This is a genomic window from Chryseobacterium sp. SNU WT5 (assembly GCF_007362475.1).
Lineage (GTDB): Bacteria > Bacteroidota > Bacteroidia > Flavobacteriales > Weeksellaceae > Kaistella.
Genome location: NZ_CP041687.1, coordinates 1,184,082 through 1,205,840, shown reverse-complemented (window position 1 = coordinate 1,205,840; position 21,759 = coordinate 1,184,082). Strand labels below are relative to the sequence as shown.

Sequence of the window (21,759 nt, the reverse complement as noted above, 5' to 3'; positions counted from 1 at the left end):
GCGACTTGCGAGTCGCTTTTTTTGTTGAAAGCAACTGCGGTTTTATCAGCTGTTTATTTAAAATGTATTATATTTGTTGATTAAAATTGTATTAAAAGTGAAATTCACAAAAGAAATAAAAGCAGGACTTATCGCACTTTTAGCCATTATTGGCTTCGTATTCTTATTCCAGTTTATGAAGGGGAAAAGTCTTTTTACAACCGACAATATCTTCTATGCAAAATTTGATAACGTTGAAGGTTTAGCAGCATCTAATCCAGTATCTATTAACGGTCTGAAAGTTGGGCAGGTTGATAAGATTATTCCAGTTACCGAGAAAGATGGTAAAATCCATTTCGTAGTCAAAGTTATAATAGATGATAATTTTGAGTTTTCGAAGAAATCCCATTTAGAAATTTTCGAACCAGGTTTAATGTCAGGAAAAGAAATGCGGGTCAATTTAGAGTACGGTAAGCCTATGGCTAAGGATGGAGATACTTTGTCTGGACAATTTCAACTGTCTATGTTGAACAATATTTCTTCTCAGGTTGGACCTGTGAAAGACCAGTTACAAGTTGTTTTGAAAAGGGTAGACTCCTTGACAAATAATGCCAATAAGATATTTGATGATCAAAACCGCGCGGAGATTCGCACATTATTAAGTAATTTGAATAGAACTGTAGCCTCCTTCGAAGGAACATCCAGACAGACAAATGCATTGCTCAGCAATAATGATCCGCGGATTCAAAAGATGCTTGATAATGCAAATCTTGCTACGATAAGTGCAAAAACTGCTATTGATAAGTACGGTAGAGTTGCAGATGAAGTTGATGTAAAGAAGTTGAATAATACCATCGATAAACTAAGCATAACGGCTGATCAACTGAGTGGTGTTATTTCTGGCATACAGAATGGGAAAGGAAGTCTTGGTAAATTAACGCAAGATGAAGAACTTTACCAGAATCTTAATAAAACTGCGGAGAATTTAAATATTCTTGTAGAAGATTTAAAAACCAATCCGAAAAGATATCTTAACTTCTCGGTTTTCGGTAAAAATACTAAAGACTAAAAACACTCTCAATATGGAATATATTGACAATATTATTTTTTTCATTGCCATGGTCGTGGGATTCGGAATTTTCTTTAAAAGTTTAAAGGAAATCTACCGCAATATCCAGTTGGGCAAAAATATCGACCGTTCAGACCAAAAAGCAAAAAGATGGGAAACCATGTCTCGAGTAGCATTGGGACAAAGTAAGATGGTAAAAAGGCCTGTGGCAGGATTTTTACATATTTTGGTTTACGTTGGTTTTGTCATTATTAATATAGAATTGGTTGAAATCATTATTGATGGTATTTTTGGAACACACCGTTTTTTAGCGGTTATTTTGGGAGATTCCTTTTATAATGTTTTCACCGCTATTCTCGAAGTATTAGCACTTTTGGTAATTATCGCAGTAGTACTGTTCTTTATCAGAAGAAACTTCTATGGAATCAAACGATTCACGATGAAAGAGCTCTTTGGTTGGCCAAAACATGATGCGAACTGGATTCTTATTATTGAATTTGCTTTGATGATAGCATTTTTCACGATGAACTCTTCTGATTGGGTTTTACAGCAAAGGCAAATTTTAGAAACGCATGGTAGTTTTCCTATTTCATCTAATCTATTAGGACCTGTCTTTCAAAATTTTAGTGATAACGCATTGATATTTACAGAAAGGGGAGCTTGGTGGTTTCACTTTATTGGTATTCTATTTTTCATGAATTACCTTTATTACTCAAAACACCTTCATATTCTTTTAGCTTTTCCAAACACTTGGTATGCTAACCTAAAACCAAAAGGTCAGTTTAATAATTTAGATTCAGTTACCGCTGAAATTAAATTAATGATGGATCCAAATGCCGATCCTTACGCAGCACAGCCGGAGGCAGATCCCAATGCAGTTCCAGAAAAATTTGGAGCAAGTGATATTTTTGATTTAAATAAAGTTCAGTTAATGAACGCTTATTCTTGTACAGAGTGTGGACGATGTACAGCTGTTTGTCCTGCAAATATTACGGGTAAGAAATTATCTCCGAGAAAAATTATGATGGACACTCGTGACCGTATTGAAGAAGTTGGAAAGAACATTAATAAAAACGGAAAATTTGTAGATGACGGTAAAATGTTGTTAGACGATCATATCCAAAGGGAAGAACTTTGGGCTTGTACTACTTGTAATGCTTGTGTAGAAGCTTGTCCTATTTTGATTGATCCACTTTCTATCATTGTAGAAATGAGACGATTTCTAGTGATGGAGCAGTCAGCGGCACCACAGGAACTTAATCAGATGATGTCCAATATCGAAAACAACGCCGCTCCGTGGCAGTATAATCAAGCCGACCGACTGAAGTGGGCAAATGAGAATTAAATTAAGATTGTATTAATCAAACCATGGAACAATGATTAAAATTGTCCCATTGTAAACTGGTAATTAAAAGATGGAATTCACGATAAAAACAATGGCAGAATATGCTGCCGAAGGAAAAGTACCCGAAGTTTTATTTTTCGTAGGCTGTATGGGTAGTTTTGATGATCGGGCAAAAAAAGTTACGAAAGCGCTTTGTAAAATTTTACATAAAGTTGGAGTGGAATTTGCGGTGCTTGGTCAGGAAGAATCCTGTAATGGCGATCCTGCAAAACGTGCAGGAAACGAATTCATCTTTCAAATGATGGCGCATACGAATATCGAAATTATGAACGGTTACGGCGTAAAGAAAATTGTTACTGCCTGTCCACATTGTTTCAATATCATTAAAAATGAATATCCGGGATTAGGTGGAAATTATGAAGTAATGCATCATACGCAATTCCTTCGCAAATTAATGGAAGAGGGCCGTCTTAAAATAGAAGGCGGAACCTTTAAAGGAAAGAAAATTACTTTTCATGATCCGTGTTATTTAGGAAGAGGAAACGGAGAATACGAAGCACCCCGTCAGCTTTTGCAGAAATTAGACTCTGAATTGGTAGAGATGAAACGCTGTAAATCCAGTGGATTATGTTGCGGAGCAGGAGGAGCACAAATGTTTAAAGAGCCTGAAAAGGGCGATAAAGACATCAACATCGAAAGGACAGAAGAAGCATTAGCAGAAAAACCCAATATTATTGCAACCGGTTGCCCGTTTTGCAGTACAATGATTACCGATGGTGTAAAACATTTTAATAAAAATGACGAAGTAGCAGTAAAAGATATTGCCGAGCTTTTAGCAGAAGCAGACGATTTGTAAATGAGAAAGAATGTAGCTTTAACTTTAACCATAGCAGGAGGTTTTCTTTTACTTTTTAACGTATATGAATTAATTTGTTTTGAAAATGGAGGGACAGCATGGATTAGGGTTGCTAGTAACATTTGTATTATTCTTGTCGGTGCGATAGCCCTTAAAAATATTAAAACATGAAAATCGACGAAACAAATATTGTAGAAACTGATGATTACAGAGTGATTATCTATCCTGCATCGCGACCTTTTACACCAAAAGAGAGTAAGGTTATTACTGAAAAGCTATATGATTTCTTGGCGACGTGGGCAGCTCACGGTAAACCATTATCATCTTCATTTAAAATTGAAAAAAATCAGTTTATAGTAGTTTGTGTAGATGAAGACAAGGAGGCTGCTTCAGGATGCTCCATTGATTCCCTTGGTGGCGTAATGAGAGAGATCGATCAGGAATTCGATCTTGGTTTATTCGACCGGATGAAAGCTACGTTTGTCGAGAATGGGGAAGTAAAAACAATGAAACTGCAGGATTTTAGACAAGGTTTAAAAGCAGGAACGGTATCTACAGATATTGAAGTTTTCGACTTTTCTAAGAACACTTATGTGGCATTTTTGAGTGATTTTCTTTTACCGCTACGTCGAAGTTGGGCAGGAATTTACGTTGATTAAAAAATAGAAACTTTAAAACATAAACCCTTTCAATTTTAGACTGAAAGGGTTTTTTGTAACTGCTGATTAAAATTGTATTTTTGTTTATTAAGTATTCTAATGCGTTACAAAATTCTTTTTATTTCATCCTGGTTTCCTAATAAATTGGAACCCACCAGCGGAAATTTTGTTCAACGTCATGCAGAAGCAGTCTCACTTTTACACGATGTAGAAGTCCTGCACGCCATCGGCGATTCATCTCAGCAAATCAATTATCTTTTTGATGATCAGGTTATCAATGGCGTAAGAACTTTAATTATTTATTATAAAAATACTAAGATTCCCTTTTTGAATTTTTTGCGTAGAATGAAAGCTTATCAAAGAGGTTTTAAGCATTTAGAAAAACCGGATTTGATTCATGCAAATGTTTTACAAAATTCGATGCTTTTTGCAGTTTATTTAAAGAAGATATTTAAAATCCCATTTTTAGTTACTGAACATTGGTCAGGTTTTTTAGGAATCAATCGTCAGAAACTTTCAAATAATGAGCGGTTAATTGCTAAATTAATTGCTAATAACGCTTCATTTGTTTTGCCTGTAAGTAAATATCTTCGCGATGATTTAATGAAGATGAATTGGAAAACGAATTTTCGAGTGGTTGGAAATGTAGTCGATATAAAGTTATTTCAAGTGAAATCAAGCATTCCAGAAAATTTTATTTTTCTGCATATTTCTAATTTAGTTCCAGTAAAAAATCCGGATAAAATCATTCTCGCGGCCGTAAAATTAAGGCAGATCAATCAAAATTTTGAACTACATATTGGTGGCGATGGGAACATAGAAAAGTTAAATCATTTAATTGATGAAAATAATGCAAGCTCCTTTATTAAAACTTTTTCCATGCTAACTTTAAATGAAGTTGCAACTAAAATGAGAAACAGCACTTGTTTTATTTTATTCAGCGATTATGAGAACCTTCCGTGCGTCCTGCTGGAAACTTTATCGTCTGGAACTCCGGCAATAGCTGCCAGAGTAGGCGGTATTCCTGAAATCGTAAATAAAGATAGGGGTGTTTTAATCGATAATTCTGAGGAAGAATTGTATCAGGCAATGAAGAAAGTCTTATTAAATCAGGTGATTTTTAAAAAGCCCGAGTTGTTACATGAATTTGTAGAAAAGCATTTTTCGATTGAGGTAATTGCCAGGAAATTTGATGAGATTTACAGAGAGATCCTCCAATAAATTTAGTTAAATTCACTTGAAATTCACGTACTTTAATATTTAATACTTTTATTAGTTATTCAGCATGAAGAAAGGGTTTTCTGTAACTATTTTCGAAGGTGAAGTTGTTGTAAATTCTTTTATTTCAAAGGAGTATGATAATCTGTACTTGAAATCAGCAAATTTTGATTTTCTTTTCGAGGGTGTTCTACTCAATAAACAAAAACTATTGAATGATTTCGCCCTGAAAGATTTTGAAACGTTAATTAAAGAATTGTATCTCAGCAAGGGGAGTCGTATTATTGATTACTTTGAAGGAGAGTTTCGTGGTTTCATTTATAATAAAGACGAAAATAAATTTGTAGCCTTTACTAATATTTCCTCTACACAAAGAATTTTTGGTACCAAAGCTAATCAGGCAGTATATATAGATACAAGTCTGGTTCGACTAAACGCAATCCTTAAAGAAGCAGGGGTTTTAACCAAACCTGATTTGGAGTCTCTCTATCAGTTATTATGTTTTAGCAATATTCTGGAAGAAAAAACACCGATAGAAAATATCAAAAAACTATTAGATGGTCATTATTTTGAAGTTGATTGTAAGCATCTGTATTTTAATGAAATACAATATTTTAACCTTGCGGAAACACCAATGTTTATTGGTTCCAAAAAAGCAGCGATTGACCAAATGGATCAGGTTTTCTCTGCTGCAATCACATTAGAATATAAAAAAGATTTAGAGTTTAAGACAGATCATCTTGCTTTACTGAGTGGTGGCTTAGACAGTCGGGTGGCGATGATGTATGCTTTGAAAAATAACTTCAAACCTGGAAATGCATTATGTTTTTCACAGTCAAACTATTACGATCATACTATATCCAAGAAAATTGCAGTGGATCAAGACATTCATTATGAGTTTATCCCACTGGATGCTGGTAAATTCTTAGAGAAGATTGATCATTTAACCGAGATTTCTGAAGGACTGGTAAGTTTCACCGGTGGTATTCATGTACAACATGCTGTTGAAAATATGGCGTATGAGAATTTTGCTCTTTTTCACAGTGGCCAGATCGGTGACGGTGTTCTAGGTGCATTTAATACAGAACCACGGAGGAAAAAACCCTCATTTTACAAAATTGTAAATGATCAGAATTTTTTACCGCAAGTGAGTGAGTCTTTAGAGAAAACGCTCCAAAATTATGAAACGGAGGAAGCTTTTTTACTGCGGAATATAGCCTTTAACAGAACGGTGCTTGGAGCGCACGTTTTGCAGCAGAAACGGTATCAAACTTCACCATTTATGGATAAACAATTTCTACAATTTGCATTATCACTTCCCGAAGAGTGGAAATATAATCACCGTTTTTATCTAGAGTGGATCAACAAACATTGCAAAGAAGCTACTCATTACCGCTGGGAAAGAACTTTGATGAAACCAGACGCACAGTGGAAAACAACTTTTGGAGATAAAGTTTTGAAACGTGGTTTTAATCTTTTGAATAACAAAATTTTGAGAACGCCACAGAATGGAAGTATGTATCCTTATCAATATTATTTTGATCAAAATCTTTCTATTCAGCAGTGCTATGATCGATATTTTAATGAGAATCTGAATCGACTTGAAGGCTACCCAGAACTCTATAAAGAAATTATTCTATTATTTCGTTCTGATAGATTCTTCTCAAAAACAAAAGCTATTAACATTTTATCCATCTTTAAACTCTATTTTTAAAGATGAAAAGTCTTCGCAATTTTATTATTGATTTTATCAAAAACAAAGGACAACACGTCTTTCTTTCATTGCTGATTGCCAAAATTTGTGCTTTTGCCGGCTCATTATTTATCATTAGAATTCTGCCCGAAAATCAATTTGGGACTATTTCAATTGTAGCTTCACTTTTTGCAATGTTTTTACCATTTAGTGGATTTGGAAGTCAACAGAGTTTATTGCGATTTGGGTCCATAAGTAATACTATTTCTGAAAAACGAAATTTATCAAGGTATCTTTTCAAACAAGGACTGGTGCACCAGATTTTATTAAGTATTATATTCATGGTCATCAGTTTGTTTTATGTTGATCGATATGAAGAAATATTTTTAATTTTTATTTTTTTTACGGTTCGTTTGATAGGTTTCTATTTCTTTAATCATTTACAGTCAGAATCTAGAGTTTTCGGTGATAATAAAAGATATTCATTTTTGACAAATGTTGTGAATGTTATTGGCCTTTTTCTATTAGTACTTCTCTCATACTTATTTGGTTTGAAAGGGTATTTGATAGCGATTGCGCTTACCCCATTTATATCTTTGTTTTTCTTTAGAAGTAATCACCTGTCGTCCACTGTCGGAAAAATCTCCTTCAGCAAATTAGAAATTAGAAAATACGGACTGCATGCAGCCGGGACTGCTTTATTATCAGATACGCTTTTTTCAGTAGATGTTTTGATGCTGAGTTTCATGATGAGTGAAGCAGCAGTTGCAAATTATAAAGTCGCCATATTAATACCTACAAATATTACATTTCTAGCATTAACATTTATGCAAAGTGATTTTCCAGTTTTAGCAAAAAACTATCAGAACAAAAGTTTTTTAAGAAATTATATTTCTAATTATTATAAAATTTTTATACCAATAACTTTACTTGTTTTTATCTTTGGATTTGTATTTAAATCAGAATTGCTTAATATATTCTTTGGGAAACGATATTCTGAGAATATAATTGTTTTCATTATTTTGTTAGCAGGATTTTGTACGAATATGCTCTTTCGAAACCTATATGGGAACCTGCTTTCCGCTGTTGGGAAGATGAAGATTAATACGATTATATCAATGTTGACTTTAGCTATTTTGTTCTTTTCTGCATTTTTATTGATCAATAAATTTGGAGTTGTAGGAATGGCCATCAGTTTAAGTCTAAGTATGATTCTTGGTGGCTTTCTACTTTCTTTTTCTTTTTATCTTTATTGGAAAGATTTAAAATAAAATTATCTTTGTATTAATGAAAAATATGGTTTTTATCTGCATGTTATTATTCCTGGCTCTTCTTTCGTGTAGAAATGACGATGATTCTGTGCAAAAGATAGATCAGATTTTGAATTTATATATCGATTCGTTAGGACAGGATATGTTGAATGCAAAAATTCCAGGCTCTTATATTAATCAGCAAATGAACGATATTTATGGGTTGACAGATAATGCACCCGTTTCTTTTTCAATGCAAAAAAACGCTGATACGATTAATTACATGGAGTATCTTGCCGGAGCGAAAAGAGTAGGTATTGATTCGTCAGGGAGCAATAAAACATATGAGTCGAAAATCGCTTTAATTTTGACTAAAAAAGTGAATGATTCGGTTCGGAGAATAACTAATGATACCATGACCATCCAATATACATCAACGCCCAATTTATTTCAGGTTTCTAAAGTTTGGTATAATGGAGTTTTGAAATTCACGAAAACTGAAGGACAGTTGAATATCGTGAAAATCACTAAATAATCACTAAATTTACAACTCAATTCTTGAGCTTATTCAAGAATTGAGGAGAACAATAATACTTATATTTCATGTTACAAGTTAATTTTTTGCGCGAGAATAGAGAACGCGTATTGGAGGGTTTACAAAAAAGAAATTTCAAACAGTTGGAGTTGATTGATGAAGCAATTGCTGTTGATGATCAAAGAAAAAGGTCCCAGTTTGAACTCGACCAGAATTTAACAGAAATGAATAAGATTTCGAAAGAAATCGGTCTCTTGATGAGAGATGGGAAAAAAGATGAAGCTGAATCTGCAAAAGCGAAAACTTCAGAATTCAAAGAGAAATCCCAAAATCTACAACAAAATCTAAAGGATGCTGAAGCTCGACTTTTGGAGATCCTTTATTTAATTCCCAATATTCCTTACGAAAAAGTAAAAGCTGGAAGTACTGCAGAGGATAATGAAATTATTTATCAGTCTCATGATGTAAAAGGCTTAGGTGAAGGCGCGATTCCACATTGGGAATTGGCGAAAAAATATAATCTTATCGATTTTGAATTGGGCGTGAAAATAGCTGGCGCAGGTTTCCCTGTGTATTTGGGGAAAGGTGCAAGACTTCAAAGGGCGTTGGTCCAATATTTTTTAGATACCAATGTAGAAGCTGGTTATATGGAAGTAAATCCACCGCAGGTTGTAAATGAAGCTTCCGGATATGGGACAGGGCAGTTGCCAGATAAAGAGGGGCAGATGTATTTTATTAATGAAGATAACTTGTACTTGATTCCAACAGCAGAGGTACCTGTAACAAATATCTATCGGGACGTTATCGTTGATGAAAAAGAATTACCTATAAAGAATACCGCTTTTTCTCAGTGTTATAGAAGGGAAGCTGGTAGTTACGGAGCTCATGTAAGAGGATTAAACCGTTTGCATCAATTTGAAAAGGTTGAGATCGTTCGTATCGAAAAGCCTGAGAATTCTTACGCAGCCTTAGAAGGAATGGTAGAACATGTCAAATCTATTTTAATGGATCTACAGTTGCCATTTAGAATTTTGAGATTGTGTGGAGGTGATACAGGCTTTGCAGCTGCTATGACCTATGATTTTGAAGTTTGGAGTGCGGCGCAGGAAATGTGGTTAGAAGTTTCTTCTGTTTCCAATTTTGAAACATTTCAGGCAAATCGCTTGAAATGCAGATATAAAAGTGAAGGAAAAACACAATTGGTTCATACGTTAAATGGTTCAGCTATGGCGTTACCGAGAATTATGGCTGCTTTATTAGAAAATAATCAAACTGCAGAAGGTATCAAGTTGCCTGCTAAAATTGCAGAGTACGCGAGATTTGACCTTATTAACTAAAAGTGTAGTTTTCGAAAAATAATTAAACCACCGAAATTTCGGTGGTTTAATTATTTTTTAATAAGATGTCACATCATTAGATCTTGAGAATTTATATTTAATGACAACTTTCGTGATTTCCTTCCAGATGCTCTTGCGATCCGTTGTGGTGAATAATTAAGGCTTCTTTTTTAGGAGATAAGTAAGGAATTCCAATTTCTAGACCTCTTAAAATAAAAAGACCACCTAGAATGATCATCATAATGGGGACGAATTTCAGAATTTTTATGCGTAGTGCTGTGGTCATTAGATTTCCTAATAATACGACAAGAAACATAAATGGTAACGTTCCTAAACCAAAAAGACTCATGAATACAGCGCTTTGCCAAATTCCTCCTGCAGCTAAACTTGCAGTCAACGCCATATAGACCATGCCACAAGGTAAAAATCCGTTAAGTATTCCAGTTGCAAATCTTGATCGGTAGTCTGCTTTCTGTAAAAGTTTAGATAGGTTTAATTTTACCTTTAAAAGGAAACCAGTAAGGAATGGAATCTTAGATGCGAAATCCCTTCCACCGAAAGAGAATATTGCCATCAGAATTAAAAGAATTCCAACTCCAATGGTTAAATATTGCTGAAATCCTACCATTTGAAAACCTTGGCCGACAATACCTAAAATAGCACCTAAAAAGGAATAAGTTACAATTCTTCCAAATTGATAAGTTAGGTTTTGTAAATAGAAATTGGTCGCCTGTTTCTTGGTTAACCCCATTGACAAGGCGATGGGCCCACACATACCGATGCAGTGGAAGCCAGAAGCAAACCCTAATCCAAGTGCAGAAATAACCAGTGCTAATTCCATAGAACATCGTAATCGATCTGATACGGTTTTTTATTTTGTTTCCATTTGACTTTTAAGGTGTATGATCCTTTAGAAATAACCTGTCTTGGAATGGTAAAAGAATGAGTTCCGTCTAGTGTTAGATCTTTTTTTACATCTAAATTGGCATCATCAGTACGGAATAAGTCGAAATGTACCTTGTTGGCATCTACCACCACGCTTGCTGGAAAGTCAATTTTTATTCCAGTTGCTCCTTGAGTAAATACGGGTTTTTCTGCAAGTTGGTCTGCATTGTTTTTTCCGTCTATAACTTCTTGATAAATCAATTCATCTTCATAATAGCTATCTGAAACTAAATCTGAACCTTGTTGGCCATTAGGAAAAACCAATACCATAAATAAAATGAAACATATAAATGATCCCAGGGCTATAACGACACCGTGTGCCCATGTGAATTTTTTAAACATATTGAATTAAAATTGAATTTTAAATGGACCTTCGAAATACGTATCGAAAGAGTCTAAGAGTTCTCCAGACTTATTATATACTCCAATCTTTACTTTTTGTTTGGAGAGTTGAACTTCTTTTTCAGGGAAGCTGATATTTACAGTTCCTTTTGTAATCTCGTCTTTTTTCAGTAAAATTTGCTCGTCACCACTTAACTTCACTTTACCATGTAAAGGTTCCAGGACTTTAATAGTGACCATTTGATCATTCGTAGATTTATTTAGGAAAGTGTAATTGTAGATATTGGTAATATTCCCATCCCGAACGAAATACGTAGAACCTGCGGGTTTAATAAATTTTGCTTCCATTGCTCCTCTGTTGCTGAGTAAGAATCCTAGGAAGCCAATCATTAATAGCAAAACACCTGTGTAAGCTTTCATTCTATTCGTGAATCGAAATGGAATTTCTTTTTCAATTTCGTCTTCTGTAGCATAGCGAATGAGGCCTTTTGGAAGTCCTACTTTTACCATGACTTCATCACAGGCATCGATACAGGCAGTACAGTTTACGCATTCTAACTGTTGGCCATCGCGGATATCAATTCCTGTGGGACAAACTACTACACATTGATTACAGTCAATACAATCTCCTTTTCCTTCAATTGCTCGATCCTCACCTTTTCTCCATTTTGAACGATTTTCTCCTCTCTTGAAATCATAATACACATTGATTGTTTGCTTGTCAATCAATACTCCCTGCAATCTTCCGTAAGGACAAACTAAAGTACAAACTTGCTCGCGAAACCATGCAAATGTAAAATAGAAAGATGCAGTGAATATAATCATTACCAGGAAGTTGGAAAAATTCTCAAATGGACCGCCCTGCATAATTGCGAATACTTCTTTATAACCAACGATGTACATGTACATCCAGTGGGTAATTACCAAAGATATTATTAAAAATATGAAATATTTTAATCCTCGTTTCCATATTTTCTCTGCATTCCATTCCTGGCGATCAAGCTTCATCTGCTTATTACGGTCTCCTTCAATAAGATAATCTATTTTGCGGAAAATCATTTCCAGAAAAATGGTTTGTGGACAAATCCATCCACAAAATATCCTTCCAAAAACTACCGTAAATAAAATAATAAATACGATAGAAGTAATTGCTCCCAGCGCAAGAATAAAGAAATCCTGCGGAAAGAAAGGTTGTCCAAATATAAAAAACTGTCTGTCTAAAATATTGATGAGTAAAAATGGATTACCATTAATTTTAATAAAAGGAATTGCGAAAAAGAGAGCCAGTAATATTACGGCTACTAATGTTCGGTAATCGGTATATCGACCTTGTGGTTTTTTAGGGAAAACCCACCTTCTCTTACCTGCTTGGTCCATCGTTCCTACAGAATCTCTGAATGTTTCTGCTTCTATAACTTGTCCTTGTCCTCCTCTGTAATTATTATCTGACATTTCTTATTCTTAAAGTAAAAAAACATAATCCGCTATCTCTTTGGTATAAAAGATAACGAATTATGTTTTCATAGTTTTATTTATTTAAGTTTTATTTCTCCCAATTTGCAGGCGTTCCCTGCGGAGCTGCTCCACCTTGAGCAGTAGTAATTGGAGGTTGTTCCTGATTAATATGGTAAATATAAGCTGCTACATTCTGGATATCGAATCCAGTTAATACTCCATTTTTACCAAATGCCTGCATCGCTGGATTGTTTGGACTGCCGTTTTCAACCATATGGAATACATTTTTAAATAATGTTTTTTCTGGTTGATTGATCCAGGTATTATCTGTTAGGTTCGGTCCAATTCCACCTGCTCCACCTGCACTGTGACAAGATACACAGTTTGTTTTAAATACTTCTTCCCCTGCTGCGATATTGTCTGGTGAGTACACTGCATTTTCAATTGTTGGTGGGGGCGTATTTTTCATATACTCTGCAATACTTGCGGTTTGGGCCTTGTATTCTGCATCATATTCTACACCTTGGTGTGCAAAATCAGTGGTCCAGTACGAAACCATGTAAACAGCGCAATATGCCAAACCGAAATAGAATAAACCTAACCACCATTTCGGAAGCTGATTGTCTAATTCCATAATCCCATCAAAACCGTGGTCAATTAAGATGTCTTTCTCTTCAGTCGTGGATTGTTTTTTAAACGCACTTTCGTATAAACCTTTGAAATAAGGTTTTTGCTTCTCAGCAACATATTCACTTTTAGCTTCAGCACTTAATTTTTTGAATTGATCGTTTTCAATCAAATCTCCGATCGCATTCTGAATCATTGCAAGAATACCACTAATTACTACCGTTCCCCAGAAATAAGGTGATGATAGGAATGTTGTCTCCTGTACAAACATATAGAACACGATAAATAAAATCGCAAGTATAATCAGTATGGTTATGTAAACCGGTGCTCTTCTTTTCATAATAGTTTAATTTATTTAAAATTAAAGATCTGTATCTTCTATATCATCATTTAATGGTGCATTTTCTTGTTCTTCATAAAACTTTTTGGGTCTTGAAAAAACGTACCAAACAATACCTAAGAAGAAAATGATAAATAAGAGCATGGCAATAGTTTGGTAGAGACCAACATTACTACCATTTGCTACGATGTCTTTTACACTTTGTGGTATCATTTTTAAATGCAGTTTATAAATGAATTAATTTGTACTTGCAGTTTTAATTTCTGTAGTTTTAATGTCGGTACCAAGCCTTTGAAGGTAAGCGATTAATGCAACGATCTCTTTCTTCTCTAATGGAACAAAGTTCTCACCATCAGCAGCTTTTTTATCTGCATATGCTTTTTTCACATCGGCTGCTTCCGCATAAATATCCTTTACAATTGCTGCTGCTTGATTATCGGCCCATGCATCAGCTGAATCAATCTGTGCCTTGCTATATGGTACATCAAAAACATTCTTCATAAGTTCTATTTTGGCAACCATCTGGCTTCTATCCAGATCTCTTGCGATTAACCAAGGATAACGTGGCATGATAGAGCCAGCAGAGGTAACTCTGGGATTCAACATGTGTTTGTAATGCCAAGAACTTGGGTTTTTACCGCCTTCTCTATGTAAATCCGGTCCGGTTCGTTTGGATCCCCAAAGGAATGGTCTGTCATAAATAAACTCACCTGCTTTTGAGTATTGTCCATTTTTTCCGTTGAATCTTACAACTTCATCTCGGAAAGGTCTGATCATTTGCGTATGGCAAGAGTTACAACCTTCTCTGATATAAAGATCTCTACCTTCCAGCTCCAGCGGTGAATAAGGTTTCACAGCGGCGATCGTAGGTACATTTTCTTTAATAGTAAGCGTAGGTACAATTTCTAAGAAACCTCCAATAGCAACCGCTATAAATGATAATACGGTAAGCAATGTTGGCATTCTTTCAATCCAAAGGTGAAATCCTTCTCCTTCTTTTCTCTGATTTGAGATTTTTGCCAATGGTGGAGCCTCAGCAGGAACATTTTTCTGGAATGATCCATTTCTCACTGTTGCAACAACGTTTACACACATTAAGATTGCACCAGAAATATAAAGTAATCCACCTAGAAATCTCATTTCATAGTAAGGAATAATTGCAGTTACGGTATCCAACCAGTTTTTATAAACCAATGTTCCGTCCGGATTGAATTGTTTCCACATTAACCCTTGTGTAAATCCAGCTATATATAAAGGAACTGCATAGAAAATGATTCCTAAAGTTCCTAGCCAGAAATGCCAATTCGCTAATTTTGTTGACCATAGTTTGGTTCTCCACATGATTGGAAGAAGATAATAAATCATCCCGAAAGTCATGAAACCGTTCCAACCTAAAGCTCCTACGTGAACGTGACCGATAACCCAATCCGTGTAGTGACCAATTTTATTTAATGTTTTAGTTGCTAAGATTGGGCCCTCAAAGGTTGCCATACCATAACAGGTAATTGCAACGACGAAGAATTTAAGTACTGGATTTTCCCTAACTTTATCCCAAGCTCCTCTTAATGTCAATAGTCCGTTAAGCATTCCACCCCAAGATGGTGCGATCAGCATAATCGAGAATCCTGTTGCTAAAGCTTGTGCCCAACCAGGAATTGCAGTGTATTGCAAGTGGTGGGGTCCTGCCCAGATATAAACGAAGATTAATGACCAGAAGTGAATAATTGAAAGTTTATAAGAGAAAACTGGTCTGTCTGCTGCTTTTGGCAAGAAGTAATACATTAAACCAAGAATTGGTGTTGTCAATACAAATGCTACAGCATTGTGACCATACCACCACTGGACCAAAGCATCTTTAACCCCAGCATAAGCAGAATAGGATTTCCATCCTGTAAATGTTAATGGAACTTCTAAGTTGTTGAAAATGTGTAGCATCGCAATTGCAACCCAAGTTCCCAGGTAGAACCAGATAGCTACGTATAAGTGACGGACTCTTCTTCTCAGAATCGTTACAAACATATTAACTCCGAACACCAGCCAAATAACAGTTATTAAAATGTCGATTGGCCATTCATGTTCTGCATATTCTTTTGAAGTGTTAATTCCCATAAGGAACGTAATAACTACCGCTACAATCATTAACTGCCAGCCCCAGAAGTGAATCCAAGAAAGCGTGTCGCTATACATTCTGGTTTTTAACAATCTTTGCAATGAATAATAAGCTCCTGCGAAGAAACCATTACATACGAATGCAAAAATTACCGCACTGGTGTGCAGCATTCTGATACGGCCGAAACCAAATGCACCATGGGTATTAATTAAACCTTGTAGATTTCCGCTTTGTAAACTCGCGATGGTAGCATCGTCAGTTCCAAAAAAATATTCCGGAAGTTCTGGGTAGAATAACATTAAGGCCGCAGTAAGTCCTAATAAAAATCCAACAATACCAAAAACTACTGTTGCATAAAGGAATGCGCGCACAATGTTATTGTCATAACTAAACTTTTGTGTCTCCATATTAACTAATCACTTTTTTCTTCTGTTTTATTCTTTACTTCTTCTGTCTGCGAGGGTTTTTTCTCTGCAGATCTATCTTCTTTTATGAGCTCCGTCTCCAACAATATCCTAACTCCTGGTGACTCATCGTCTTCAAACTGTCCTTTTCTAGCGCTAATTATAAAAATTACTAAGAAAATGGCAGCCAGTGAAACACTGCAAAGAATCATTAAATATAAGATATCCATCGTCTGTGCAAATTTAGAAATTAACTCCGTCAAATTTACTCAAAAATTATGATATTCCTCAGTTCGTGTTAAATTATGTTAATTTAAATTATTTCTAAATAAGTGGTTCATTGGCTTTACTTGTTGATCTTAAAATATTTAATCGATCGAATCCATGTTGCAAGTGAGGTGAAAATTACCACACTGATGGAACTTATTGGCATTAAAACCGCAGCAACCAAAGGTGATAAATGGCCGGTAACCGCAAAAGATAATCCAATGACATTATAAAACAAACTGATTGCGAAGGTGAATTTGACGATTTTAACAGCATCTTTGGAAAGGTCAAAGTACTTTTTCAATTCGTTCATTTTCTCACCTGCCATAATTACATCTGATGAGGGTGTAAAAGAGTGAGTGTCGTCTGCGACAGCAATTCCTACGTTACTTTGCTTTAATGCGCCTGCGTCATTTAGACCGTCGCCCATCATGGCTACTTTTTGATGCTGATCCTGTAATTCTCTGATAAAATTTAGTTTGTCTTCTGGACTTTGATTAAATTTCATCATTGCCACCGTGGGTACTAATTTTTTTAAATAATCTTCTTCTGAGGAATTGTCTCCACTCAAAATATTGAGTTGATAGTCTTTTAATTCAGAAAACATTCCGGAGGTATTTTCACGGTATTCGTTAGTAAAGATGTATTTTCCCAAAAAATGGTTCTCGCATGAAATATAAACCGCAGTTTCTAAATTTTTGGAAGGTTGCCCGGTAAAAGATGCTGACCCAATTTTGTAAGATTTTCCTCTTAATGTTGCGAAGTAGCCTTTACCTGCCGTTTCGACAAAATTTTCTATTAGGAAATATTCATCATCGATTTCTAAAAAATCGTAAAGACTTTTGGATAGAGGATGATTGGAATTTTTTAGCAGGCTTTTTAAATTTTTAAGATCAAATTCCTGCATTTCTGGGCCTTCAAAGAGAATCGTTGCTTTTTTATTGTGCGTAATCGTTCCCGTTTTGTCAAAAACTAAAGTATCTATTTTTGATAATTTTTCGATGGTCAGCGTATCTTTGACATAGAATTTATTGCGACCCATAATTCTCATAATATGCCCCAAAGTAAAGGGCGCAGATAATGCTAAGGCACATGGACAAGCAACAATCAGTATTGCAGCAACCACCTGGAACATTTTTTCAAAATCTTGTTGGCCCCAGTAAATTCCAGCAAGTAAGGTAATTCCTAAAATTACAAAAGTGAAATATTTACTGATGTCATTCGTCATGGTATCAAGTCCCGTTTCGAATTTCTTGAATGCTTCTTTGTTCCAAAGTTGGGTCAGGTAGCTTTGATTCACCGTTTTGATTACTTCCAGTTCAAGAACGGAACCCACCTGTTTTCCACCAGCAAAAATTTTGTCGCCCGGTTTTTTAGGAATAGAGGCGCTTTCACCGGTTATAAAGCTGTTGTCGATGTTTCCTTCTCCCTGAATTAAAATCGCGTCAACTGGTATGATTTCTTGATTACGGACCATGATGCGATCACCAACATTTAATTCATTGAGTAAAATATTTTGTTGTTTACCACTGAAATCTACTTTAGTAACTGCAATCGGATAGAAGGATTTATAATCTCGATCGTAGGAAAGGGCATCGTAAGTTCTTTTTTGAAATAGTTTTCCGAGAAGCATGAAGAATAAAAGGCCGCATAATGTGTCAAAATACCCTGGACCATAATCGGTTAAAACCTCGTAGATGCTTCTTCCATATAGCATCAAAACACCCAGAACAATAGGGACATCGATGTTGACAATTTTGTTTTTCAATCCAAACCAAGCTGATTTGAAATAATCTGATGCAGAATAGAGGACGACTGGTGTCGCTAAAAGAAACATGGTGAATCGAAAGAGATTCTTGTATTGTTCCATCCAGAAATCGGTGGTTCCCATTACCTGTTCTGCATATTCGGGATAACTGAGAAACATTCCGTTTCCGAACGCAAAGCCAGCAATTGCAAGTTTGATTACTAATGTTTTATCAAAATGTTCTTCCTTTTTTTCGGCTGTTTCTAAATTGATAACGGGTTTATACCCTAGATTCGTAAGGAATTTTGCCAGTTCACTCAACTTTAATTCGTTATGATTAAAGGAAATCTGAACATTTTTCCGGGTGAAATTTACCTGGGAATAATTAATGTTTTCATTCAGGGTCTGCAGGCTTTCTAGAAGCCAAATACAGGACGAACAGTGAATTACCGGGATTTTAAATGTAACTAGAGAAGTGTTTCCTTCTGAGAAATCGGTTACTTTAGTGAAAACTTCGGGAGTGTCTAAATAGTCAAACTGTCCAGCATTTTCATTATTAGGACGAATTCCCGAACGTTTATTTAGTTCATAGAAATTTCCTAAATCATTCATATTCAGGATTTCGTATACCGATTTGCATCCGTTACAACAAAAAGTCTTCTCATCAAAGGCGATACGCTCTTTCTCGATATTTTGACCGCAGTGGAAACAGTTTTCTGACAATTTTTTAAATGTTTAACGTGCAAAATTATAACAAATATATTGGTTTAAGGTTTTAAATACCCTATTTTTGCTGATAAATGTCATGCAATTATGTCTTTAGAACAACATACGCTTATTGAACAGAAACTTAAGCAAGTTTTTAATGATCAGGCTTTTAAAGAGAAACTTTCGCCAGAAGATTATGAAAAATATCTTTCGTCTAAACAGAGTCTTACCTTTCATAAAGGAGGGATTATTTTTGAAGATGGTGAAACCCCCAATGGAGTTTATTTTTTGAATAAAGGGACTGCAAAGCTCTCAAAACAAGGAGTTTACGGAAAGGATCAAATCCTTCGGTTCATCAAAGAAGGGGATATTATTGGTTATCGTTCTCTGCTTTGTGGCGAAGTTTTTCAAGCGAAGGCCGAAGCAATGACTGATATTGAGGCTACCTTTTTACCTTCCTCCTTATTTCTTCACCTTTTAGAGATAATTCCACAACTTTCTTTTGTAATGTTACAGAAAATTGCTTTTGAATTAGGCGAATCTTCTAATACAGTTACTTTCCTGGCGCAGAAAACAGTTCGGGAACGTTTGGCAGAAATTCTACTACTATTAGAGCAAAAATTAGGAACTGATCCTGAAGGCTTTATTAAAATCTCTTTGACTCGGGAGGAAATTGCCAATATTATTGGAACTGCGACTGAAAGTGCCATCCGATTAATATCTGAATTCAAACAGGATAAACTGATTGAAGTGGAAGGGAGAAATATCAAGATTTTAAATCACGAAAAACTGATTCGATTGGGTCATGTTATCATATAATAAGTTTTAGCTTAACCATTTTCTAAACATCAATATTAAAATTATATGTCTGTACATTCAGAAATAAAAAAGATCACTACCGAGACTTTGCGAAAAATGAAATTCGACAAAGAGAAAATCACAATGCTAACAGCATATGATTTTACGACTGCTAAAATGGTTGATGCTGGTGGGATAGATGCGATATTGATTGGTGATTCGGCTGCAAATGTGATGGCTGGACATGAAACAACTTTGCCTATTACTTTGGACCAAATGATTTATCATACCCAATGCGTTGTACGGGGTGTTGAGCGGGCTTTGATCGTTGCCGATCTTCCTTTCGGATCTTACCAAAGTAATCCTGAGAAAGCTTTGGATTCAGCAGTGCGAATGATGAAAGAAGGAGGTGCACATTCTGTTAAGATTGAAGGTGGAAAAGAAATTCAGGAATCAATTGTTAAAATTATCAACGCTGGAATTCCAGTAATGGGTCACTTGGGATTAACTCCACAATCGATCTATCAATTTGGAACCTATAAAGTACGTGCAAAAGAAAATGACGAAGCTGAAAAATTGATGAGTGATGCTAAGTTGCTCGAAGAATTAGGGTGTTATGCTATAGTTTTGGAAAAAATTCCTGCGGATTTGGCAAAAAGGGTGTCGGAAAGCATTTCTATTCCAACGATTGGAATTGGTGCTGGTGCTGGTTGCGACGGACAAGTGCTTGTTTATCACGATATGGTAGGGATGAACAAAGGTTTTTCACCAAAATTCTTAAGAAGATATTTAGATCTATACACCGAGATTACTGGAGCCGTGTCAACTTTTGTAAAAGATGTTAAAACAGGAGATTTTCCGAATGAGACAGAAAGCTACTAAATTTACATTTTTACTGATTTCTTTTTTTATTTTTCATGCTTGTGTTTCACAGAAAACACAGTTTGGGACCAGAACAACCATTAAAGATTCAAAAGATTCGTCCAGGGCTTTGGAAAAAATAAGTCTGATCAAGAACTTAAATTACACTGATTTTAAACCAGGTAAATTTGAGAATGGAGAGATTTCTTTAAACTATAGGTTTCTAAACCCCCAAAATCTCGAAAAAAGTAAAAGATATCCTTTAATTTTAGTTTTTCATGGGTCAGGAGCAATCGGACAAAATAACACGTCGCAAATGGGCGTATTGTCTAAAATGTGGTTGCTTCCCACAAATAGAAAACTATACCCTACATTTGTCTTGTCACCACAATTTCCAGTTAGGTCTTCTAATTATCATCTCGATAAAAAAAGAAAAGTGCAGGTTTCTGAATCAAATGAATACTTAGATCTACTTTTAAAAAGCATTGACTCCTTATCAAACCACGAAAATATAGACCGGTCCCGTATTTATGTAATGGGTTTTTCAATGGGTGGTGCTACAACTATGAATGCAATTTCCAAACGGCCTGATCTTTTTGCTGCTTCTGTTAATATATCGGGAATATCGCAATTTGATAATAAACAGAATTTAACAAATCTCCCGATTTGGATTGTTCATGGGAGTTTAGACACGGATAATTTCCCGCAAAGTAATTTCAAATTTTATGAGGAAATGAAAGATATTGGAAAAATATTTTTATGGGAATACAAAGACAAGTATCATAACAACATTCTATCTGCAGATTTAATCGAACAAATGCCCCAATGGCTATTTAAACAACAAAAATAAATAAACAATGAAAACCAATACTACAACTATTCAGGGAATATTATCAATTGGTGCTTTAGTATGCATCCTGGTGGGATATTTTAATCTTTTCTCACCAGAGATTAACAGTTTTTTGTACAATAGATTATTTTATATTTTGATCGGAGCAAGTTTCTTGGTGCAGGCGCCGACATTAACGAATAAAAACTTAGTATATCCTATGTACATTGCTGCAGGACTGTGTATTGTAGGTGCGTTTATGCGTCCGGATTCACAAGTTGCAATTATTAAAACAATTGGTTTATTCGCAGGGGTCCTAATGTCGATCTTCAGCAGACCGAAAATTAAAAGAGATTAATTCTTCAAAGAGAAAAAACTTCTTGTC

The 21,759-nt window shown here is 35.2% G+C and carries 21 protein-coding genes; 13 read left to right on the top strand and 8 right to left on the bottom strand.

What is annotated here, in order from left to right; all coding sequences use genetic code 11:
• The first annotated feature begins 97 nt into the window (after positions 1-97).
• The 9 genes from FNJ88_RS05715 to serS all read left to right on the top strand — a co-directional run bounded on the left by FNJ88_RS05715 (position 98) and on the right by serS (position 9,941).
• Positions 98-1,048 (top strand): MlaD family protein, encoded by a 951-nt coding sequence (locus FNJ88_RS05715; RefSeq protein ID WP_143852264.1) that lies wholly within the window; start codon positions 98-100, stop codon positions 1,046-1,048.
• A 13-nt stretch (positions 1,049-1,061) separates the two neighbouring features.
• Complete coding sequence (locus FNJ88_RS05710) at positions 1,062-2,393, top strand: 4Fe-4S dicluster domain-containing protein (protein ID WP_143852263.1); 1,332 nt, start codon at positions 1,062-1,064, stop codon at positions 2,391-2,393.
• A gap of 70 nt (positions 2,394-2,463) precedes the next feature.
• On the top strand, positions 2,464-3,249 hold the full coding sequence (locus tag FNJ88_RS05705) for a (Fe-S)-binding protein (RefSeq protein ID WP_143852262.1): 786 nt from the start codon (positions 2,464-2,466) through the stop codon (positions 3,247-3,249).
• Between the two features lie 167 nt (positions 3,250-3,416).
• Positions 3,417-3,908 (top strand): hypothetical protein, encoded by a 492-nt coding sequence (locus FNJ88_RS05700; RefSeq protein ID WP_143852261.1) that lies wholly within the window; start codon positions 3,417-3,419, stop codon positions 3,906-3,908.
• Positions 3,909-4,007: 99 nt separating this feature from the next.
• Positions 4,008-5,129: a glycosyltransferase family 4 protein gene (locus FNJ88_RS05695; RefSeq protein WP_143852260.1), complete on the top strand. Its 1,122-nt coding sequence runs from the start codon at positions 4,008-4,010 to the stop codon at positions 5,127-5,129.
• Positions 5,130-5,193: 64 nt separating this feature from the next.
• On the top strand, positions 5,194-6,840 hold the full coding sequence (locus FNJ88_RS05690) for a hypothetical protein (protein ID WP_143852259.1): 1,647 nt from the start codon (positions 5,194-5,196) through the stop codon (positions 6,838-6,840).
• A gap of 2 nt (positions 6,841-6,842) precedes the next feature.
• On the top strand, positions 6,843-8,090 hold the full coding sequence (locus FNJ88_RS05685; RefSeq protein ID WP_143852258.1) for an oligosaccharide flippase family protein: 1,248 nt from the start codon (positions 6,843-6,845) through the stop codon (positions 8,088-8,090).
• Positions 8,091-8,115: 25 nt separating this feature from the next.
• Entirely contained in the window at positions 8,116-8,604 is a 489-nt protein-coding gene (locus tag FNJ88_RS05680; RefSeq protein WP_228414575.1) for a hypothetical protein, read from the top strand.
• Positions 8,605-8,672: 68 nt separating this feature from the next.
• The gene (gene serS, locus FNJ88_RS05675) at positions 8,673-9,941 is read left to right on the top strand and encodes a serine--tRNA ligase (protein ID WP_143852256.1); all 1,269 of its coding nucleotides are present in this window, start codon (positions 8,673-8,675) and stop codon (positions 9,939-9,941) included.
• Between the two features lie 97 nt (positions 9,942-10,038).
• Here serS and FNJ88_RS05670 read toward each other — a convergent pair whose 3' ends face one another.
• The 8 genes from FNJ88_RS05670 to FNJ88_RS05635 form a co-directional block, all read right to left on the bottom strand.
• Complete coding sequence (locus tag FNJ88_RS05670; RefSeq protein WP_143852255.1) at positions 10,039-10,782, bottom strand: sulfite exporter TauE/SafE family protein; 744 nt, start codon at positions 10,780-10,782, stop codon at positions 10,039-10,041.
• Positions 10,773-11,228, bottom strand: coding sequence for a FixH family protein (locus FNJ88_RS05665; protein ID WP_143852254.1), 456 nt, complete (start codon positions 11,226-11,228; stop codon positions 10,773-10,775). Before FNJ88_RS05665 ends, FNJ88_RS05670 begins: the two co-directional genes overlap by 10 nt.
• A gap of 6 nt (positions 11,229-11,234) precedes the next feature.
• Positions 11,235-12,680 carry a cytochrome c oxidase accessory protein CcoG gene (ccoG, locus tag FNJ88_RS05660; RefSeq protein ID WP_143852253.1) on the bottom strand — a complete coding sequence of 482 codons (1,446 nt, stop codon included), beginning with the start codon at positions 12,678-12,680 and terminating at the stop codon, positions 11,235-11,237.
• Between the two features lie 91 nt (positions 12,681-12,771).
• Positions 12,772-13,650 carry a c-type cytochrome gene (locus FNJ88_RS05655; protein ID WP_143852252.1) on the bottom strand — a complete coding sequence of 293 codons (879 nt, stop codon included), beginning with the start codon at positions 13,648-13,650 and terminating at the stop codon, positions 12,772-12,774.
• 21 nt (positions 13,651-13,671) lie between these two features.
• On the bottom strand, positions 13,672-13,863 hold the full coding sequence (locus FNJ88_RS05650; RefSeq protein WP_143852251.1) for a cbb3-type cytochrome oxidase subunit 3: 192 nt from the start codon (positions 13,861-13,863) through the stop codon (positions 13,672-13,674).
• A 24-nt stretch (positions 13,864-13,887) separates the two neighbouring features.
• Positions 13,888-16,167 carry a cytochrome-c oxidase, cbb3-type subunit I gene (ccoN, locus tag FNJ88_RS05645; protein WP_143852250.1) on the bottom strand — a complete coding sequence of 760 codons (2,280 nt, stop codon included), beginning with the start codon at positions 16,165-16,167 and terminating at the stop codon, positions 13,888-13,890.
• Positions 16,168-16,172: 5 nt separating this feature from the next.
• On the bottom strand, positions 16,173-16,376 hold the full coding sequence (gene ccoS, locus FNJ88_RS05640) for a cbb3-type cytochrome oxidase assembly protein CcoS (RefSeq protein WP_410495262.1): 204 nt from the start codon (positions 16,374-16,376) through the stop codon (positions 16,173-16,175).
• A 134-nt stretch (positions 16,377-16,510) separates the two neighbouring features.
• The gene (locus FNJ88_RS05635) at positions 16,511-18,901 is read right to left on the bottom strand and encodes a heavy metal translocating P-type ATPase (RefSeq protein WP_143852248.1); all 2,391 of its coding nucleotides are present in this window, start codon (positions 18,899-18,901) and stop codon (positions 16,511-16,513) included.
• A gap of 90 nt (positions 18,902-18,991) precedes the next feature.
• Between FNJ88_RS05635 and FNJ88_RS05630 the strand changes: the two genes are divergently transcribed.
• The 4 genes from FNJ88_RS05630 to FNJ88_RS05615 are packed head-to-tail and all read left to right on the top strand — an operon-like array spanning position 18,992 to position 21,732.
• Complete coding sequence (locus FNJ88_RS05630) at positions 18,992-19,705, top strand: Crp/Fnr family transcriptional regulator (protein ID WP_143852247.1); 714 nt, start codon at positions 18,992-18,994, stop codon at positions 19,703-19,705.
• Positions 19,706-19,750: 45 nt separating this feature from the next.
• Positions 19,751-20,566 (top strand): 3-methyl-2-oxobutanoate hydroxymethyltransferase, encoded by an 816-nt coding sequence (gene panB, locus FNJ88_RS05625; RefSeq protein ID WP_143852246.1) that lies wholly within the window; start codon positions 19,751-19,753, stop codon positions 20,564-20,566.
• Positions 20,523-21,395: a prolyl oligopeptidase family serine peptidase gene (locus FNJ88_RS05620; protein WP_143852245.1), complete on the top strand. Its 873-nt coding sequence runs from the start codon at positions 20,523-20,525 to the stop codon at positions 21,393-21,395. The genes panB and FNJ88_RS05620 overlap by 44 nt, the downstream gene beginning before the upstream one ends.
• Positions 21,396-21,402: 7 nt before the next feature.
• Positions 21,403-21,732, top strand: a complete 330-nt coding sequence (locus FNJ88_RS05615; protein WP_143852244.1) for a hypothetical protein — start codon at positions 21,403-21,405, stop codon at positions 21,730-21,732.
• The last annotated feature ends 27 nt before the right edge of the window (positions 21,733-21,759 follow it).

Bases quoted from the DNA above. Each gene is read 5' to 3' on its own strand.
- FNJ88_RS05685 (WP_143852258.1), top strand. From the start codon at position 6,843: ATGAAAAGTCTTCGCAATTTTATTATTGATTTTATCAAAAACAAAGGA.
- FNJ88_RS05665 (WP_143852254.1), bottom strand. From the start codon at position 11,228: ATGTTTAAAAAATTCACATGGGCACACGGTGTCGTTATAGCCCTGGGA.
- FNJ88_RS05655 (WP_143852252.1), bottom strand. From the start codon at position 13,650: ATGAAAAGAAGAGCACCGGTTTACATAACCATACTGATTATACTTGCG.
- FNJ88_RS05690 (WP_143852259.1), top strand. From the start codon at position 5,194: ATGAAGAAAGGGTTTTCTGTAACTATTTTCGAAGGTGAAGTTGTTGTA.
- serS (WP_143852256.1), top strand. From the start codon at position 8,673: ATGTTACAAGTTAATTTTTTGCGCGAGAATAGAGAACGCGTATTGGAG.
- FNJ88_RS05680 (WP_228414575.1), top strand. From the start codon at position 8,116: ATGGTTTTTATCTGCATGTTATTATTCCTGGCTCTTCTTTCGTGTAGA.
- panB (WP_143852246.1), top strand. From the start codon at position 19,751: ATGTCTGTACATTCAGAAATAAAAAAGATCACTACCGAGACTTTGCGA.
- ccoS (WP_410495262.1), bottom strand. From the start codon at position 16,376: ATGATTCTTTGCAGTGTTTCACTGGCTGCCATTTTCTTAGTAATTTTT.
- FNJ88_RS05710 (WP_143852263.1), top strand. From the start codon at position 1,062: ATGGAATATATTGACAATATTATTTTTTTCATTGCCATGGTCGTGGGA.
- FNJ88_RS05620 (WP_143852245.1), top strand. From the start codon at position 20,523: ATGTTAAAACAGGAGATTTTCCGAATGAGACAGAAAGCTACTAAATTT.
- FNJ88_RS05615 (WP_143852244.1), top strand. From the start codon at position 21,403: ATGAAAACCAATACTACAACTATTCAGGGAATATTATCAATTGGTGCT.
- ccoG (WP_143852253.1), bottom strand. From the start codon at position 12,680: ATGTCAGATAATAATTACAGAGGAGGACAAGGACAAGTTATAGAAGCA.
- FNJ88_RS05670 (WP_143852255.1), bottom strand. From the start codon at position 10,782: ATGGAATTAGCACTGGTTATTTCTGCACTTGGATTAGGGTTTGCTTCT.
- FNJ88_RS05705 (WP_143852262.1), top strand. From the start codon at position 2,464: ATGGAATTCACGATAAAAACAATGGCAGAATATGCTGCCGAAGGAAAA.
- FNJ88_RS05695 (WP_143852260.1), top strand. From the start codon at position 4,008: ATGCGTTACAAAATTCTTTTTATTTCATCCTGGTTTCCTAATAAATTG.
- FNJ88_RS05630 (WP_143852247.1), top strand. From the start codon at position 18,992: ATGTCTTTAGAACAACATACGCTTATTGAACAGAAACTTAAGCAAGTT.
- FNJ88_RS05650 (WP_143852251.1), bottom strand. From the start codon at position 13,863: ATGATACCACAAAGTGTAAAAGACATCGTAGCAAATGGTAGTAATGTT.
- FNJ88_RS05700 (WP_143852261.1), top strand. From the start codon at position 3,417: ATGAAAATCGACGAAACAAATATTGTAGAAACTGATGATTACAGAGTG.
- ccoN (WP_143852250.1), bottom strand. From the start codon at position 16,167: ATGGAGACACAAAAGTTTAGTTATGACAATAACATTGTGCGCGCATTC.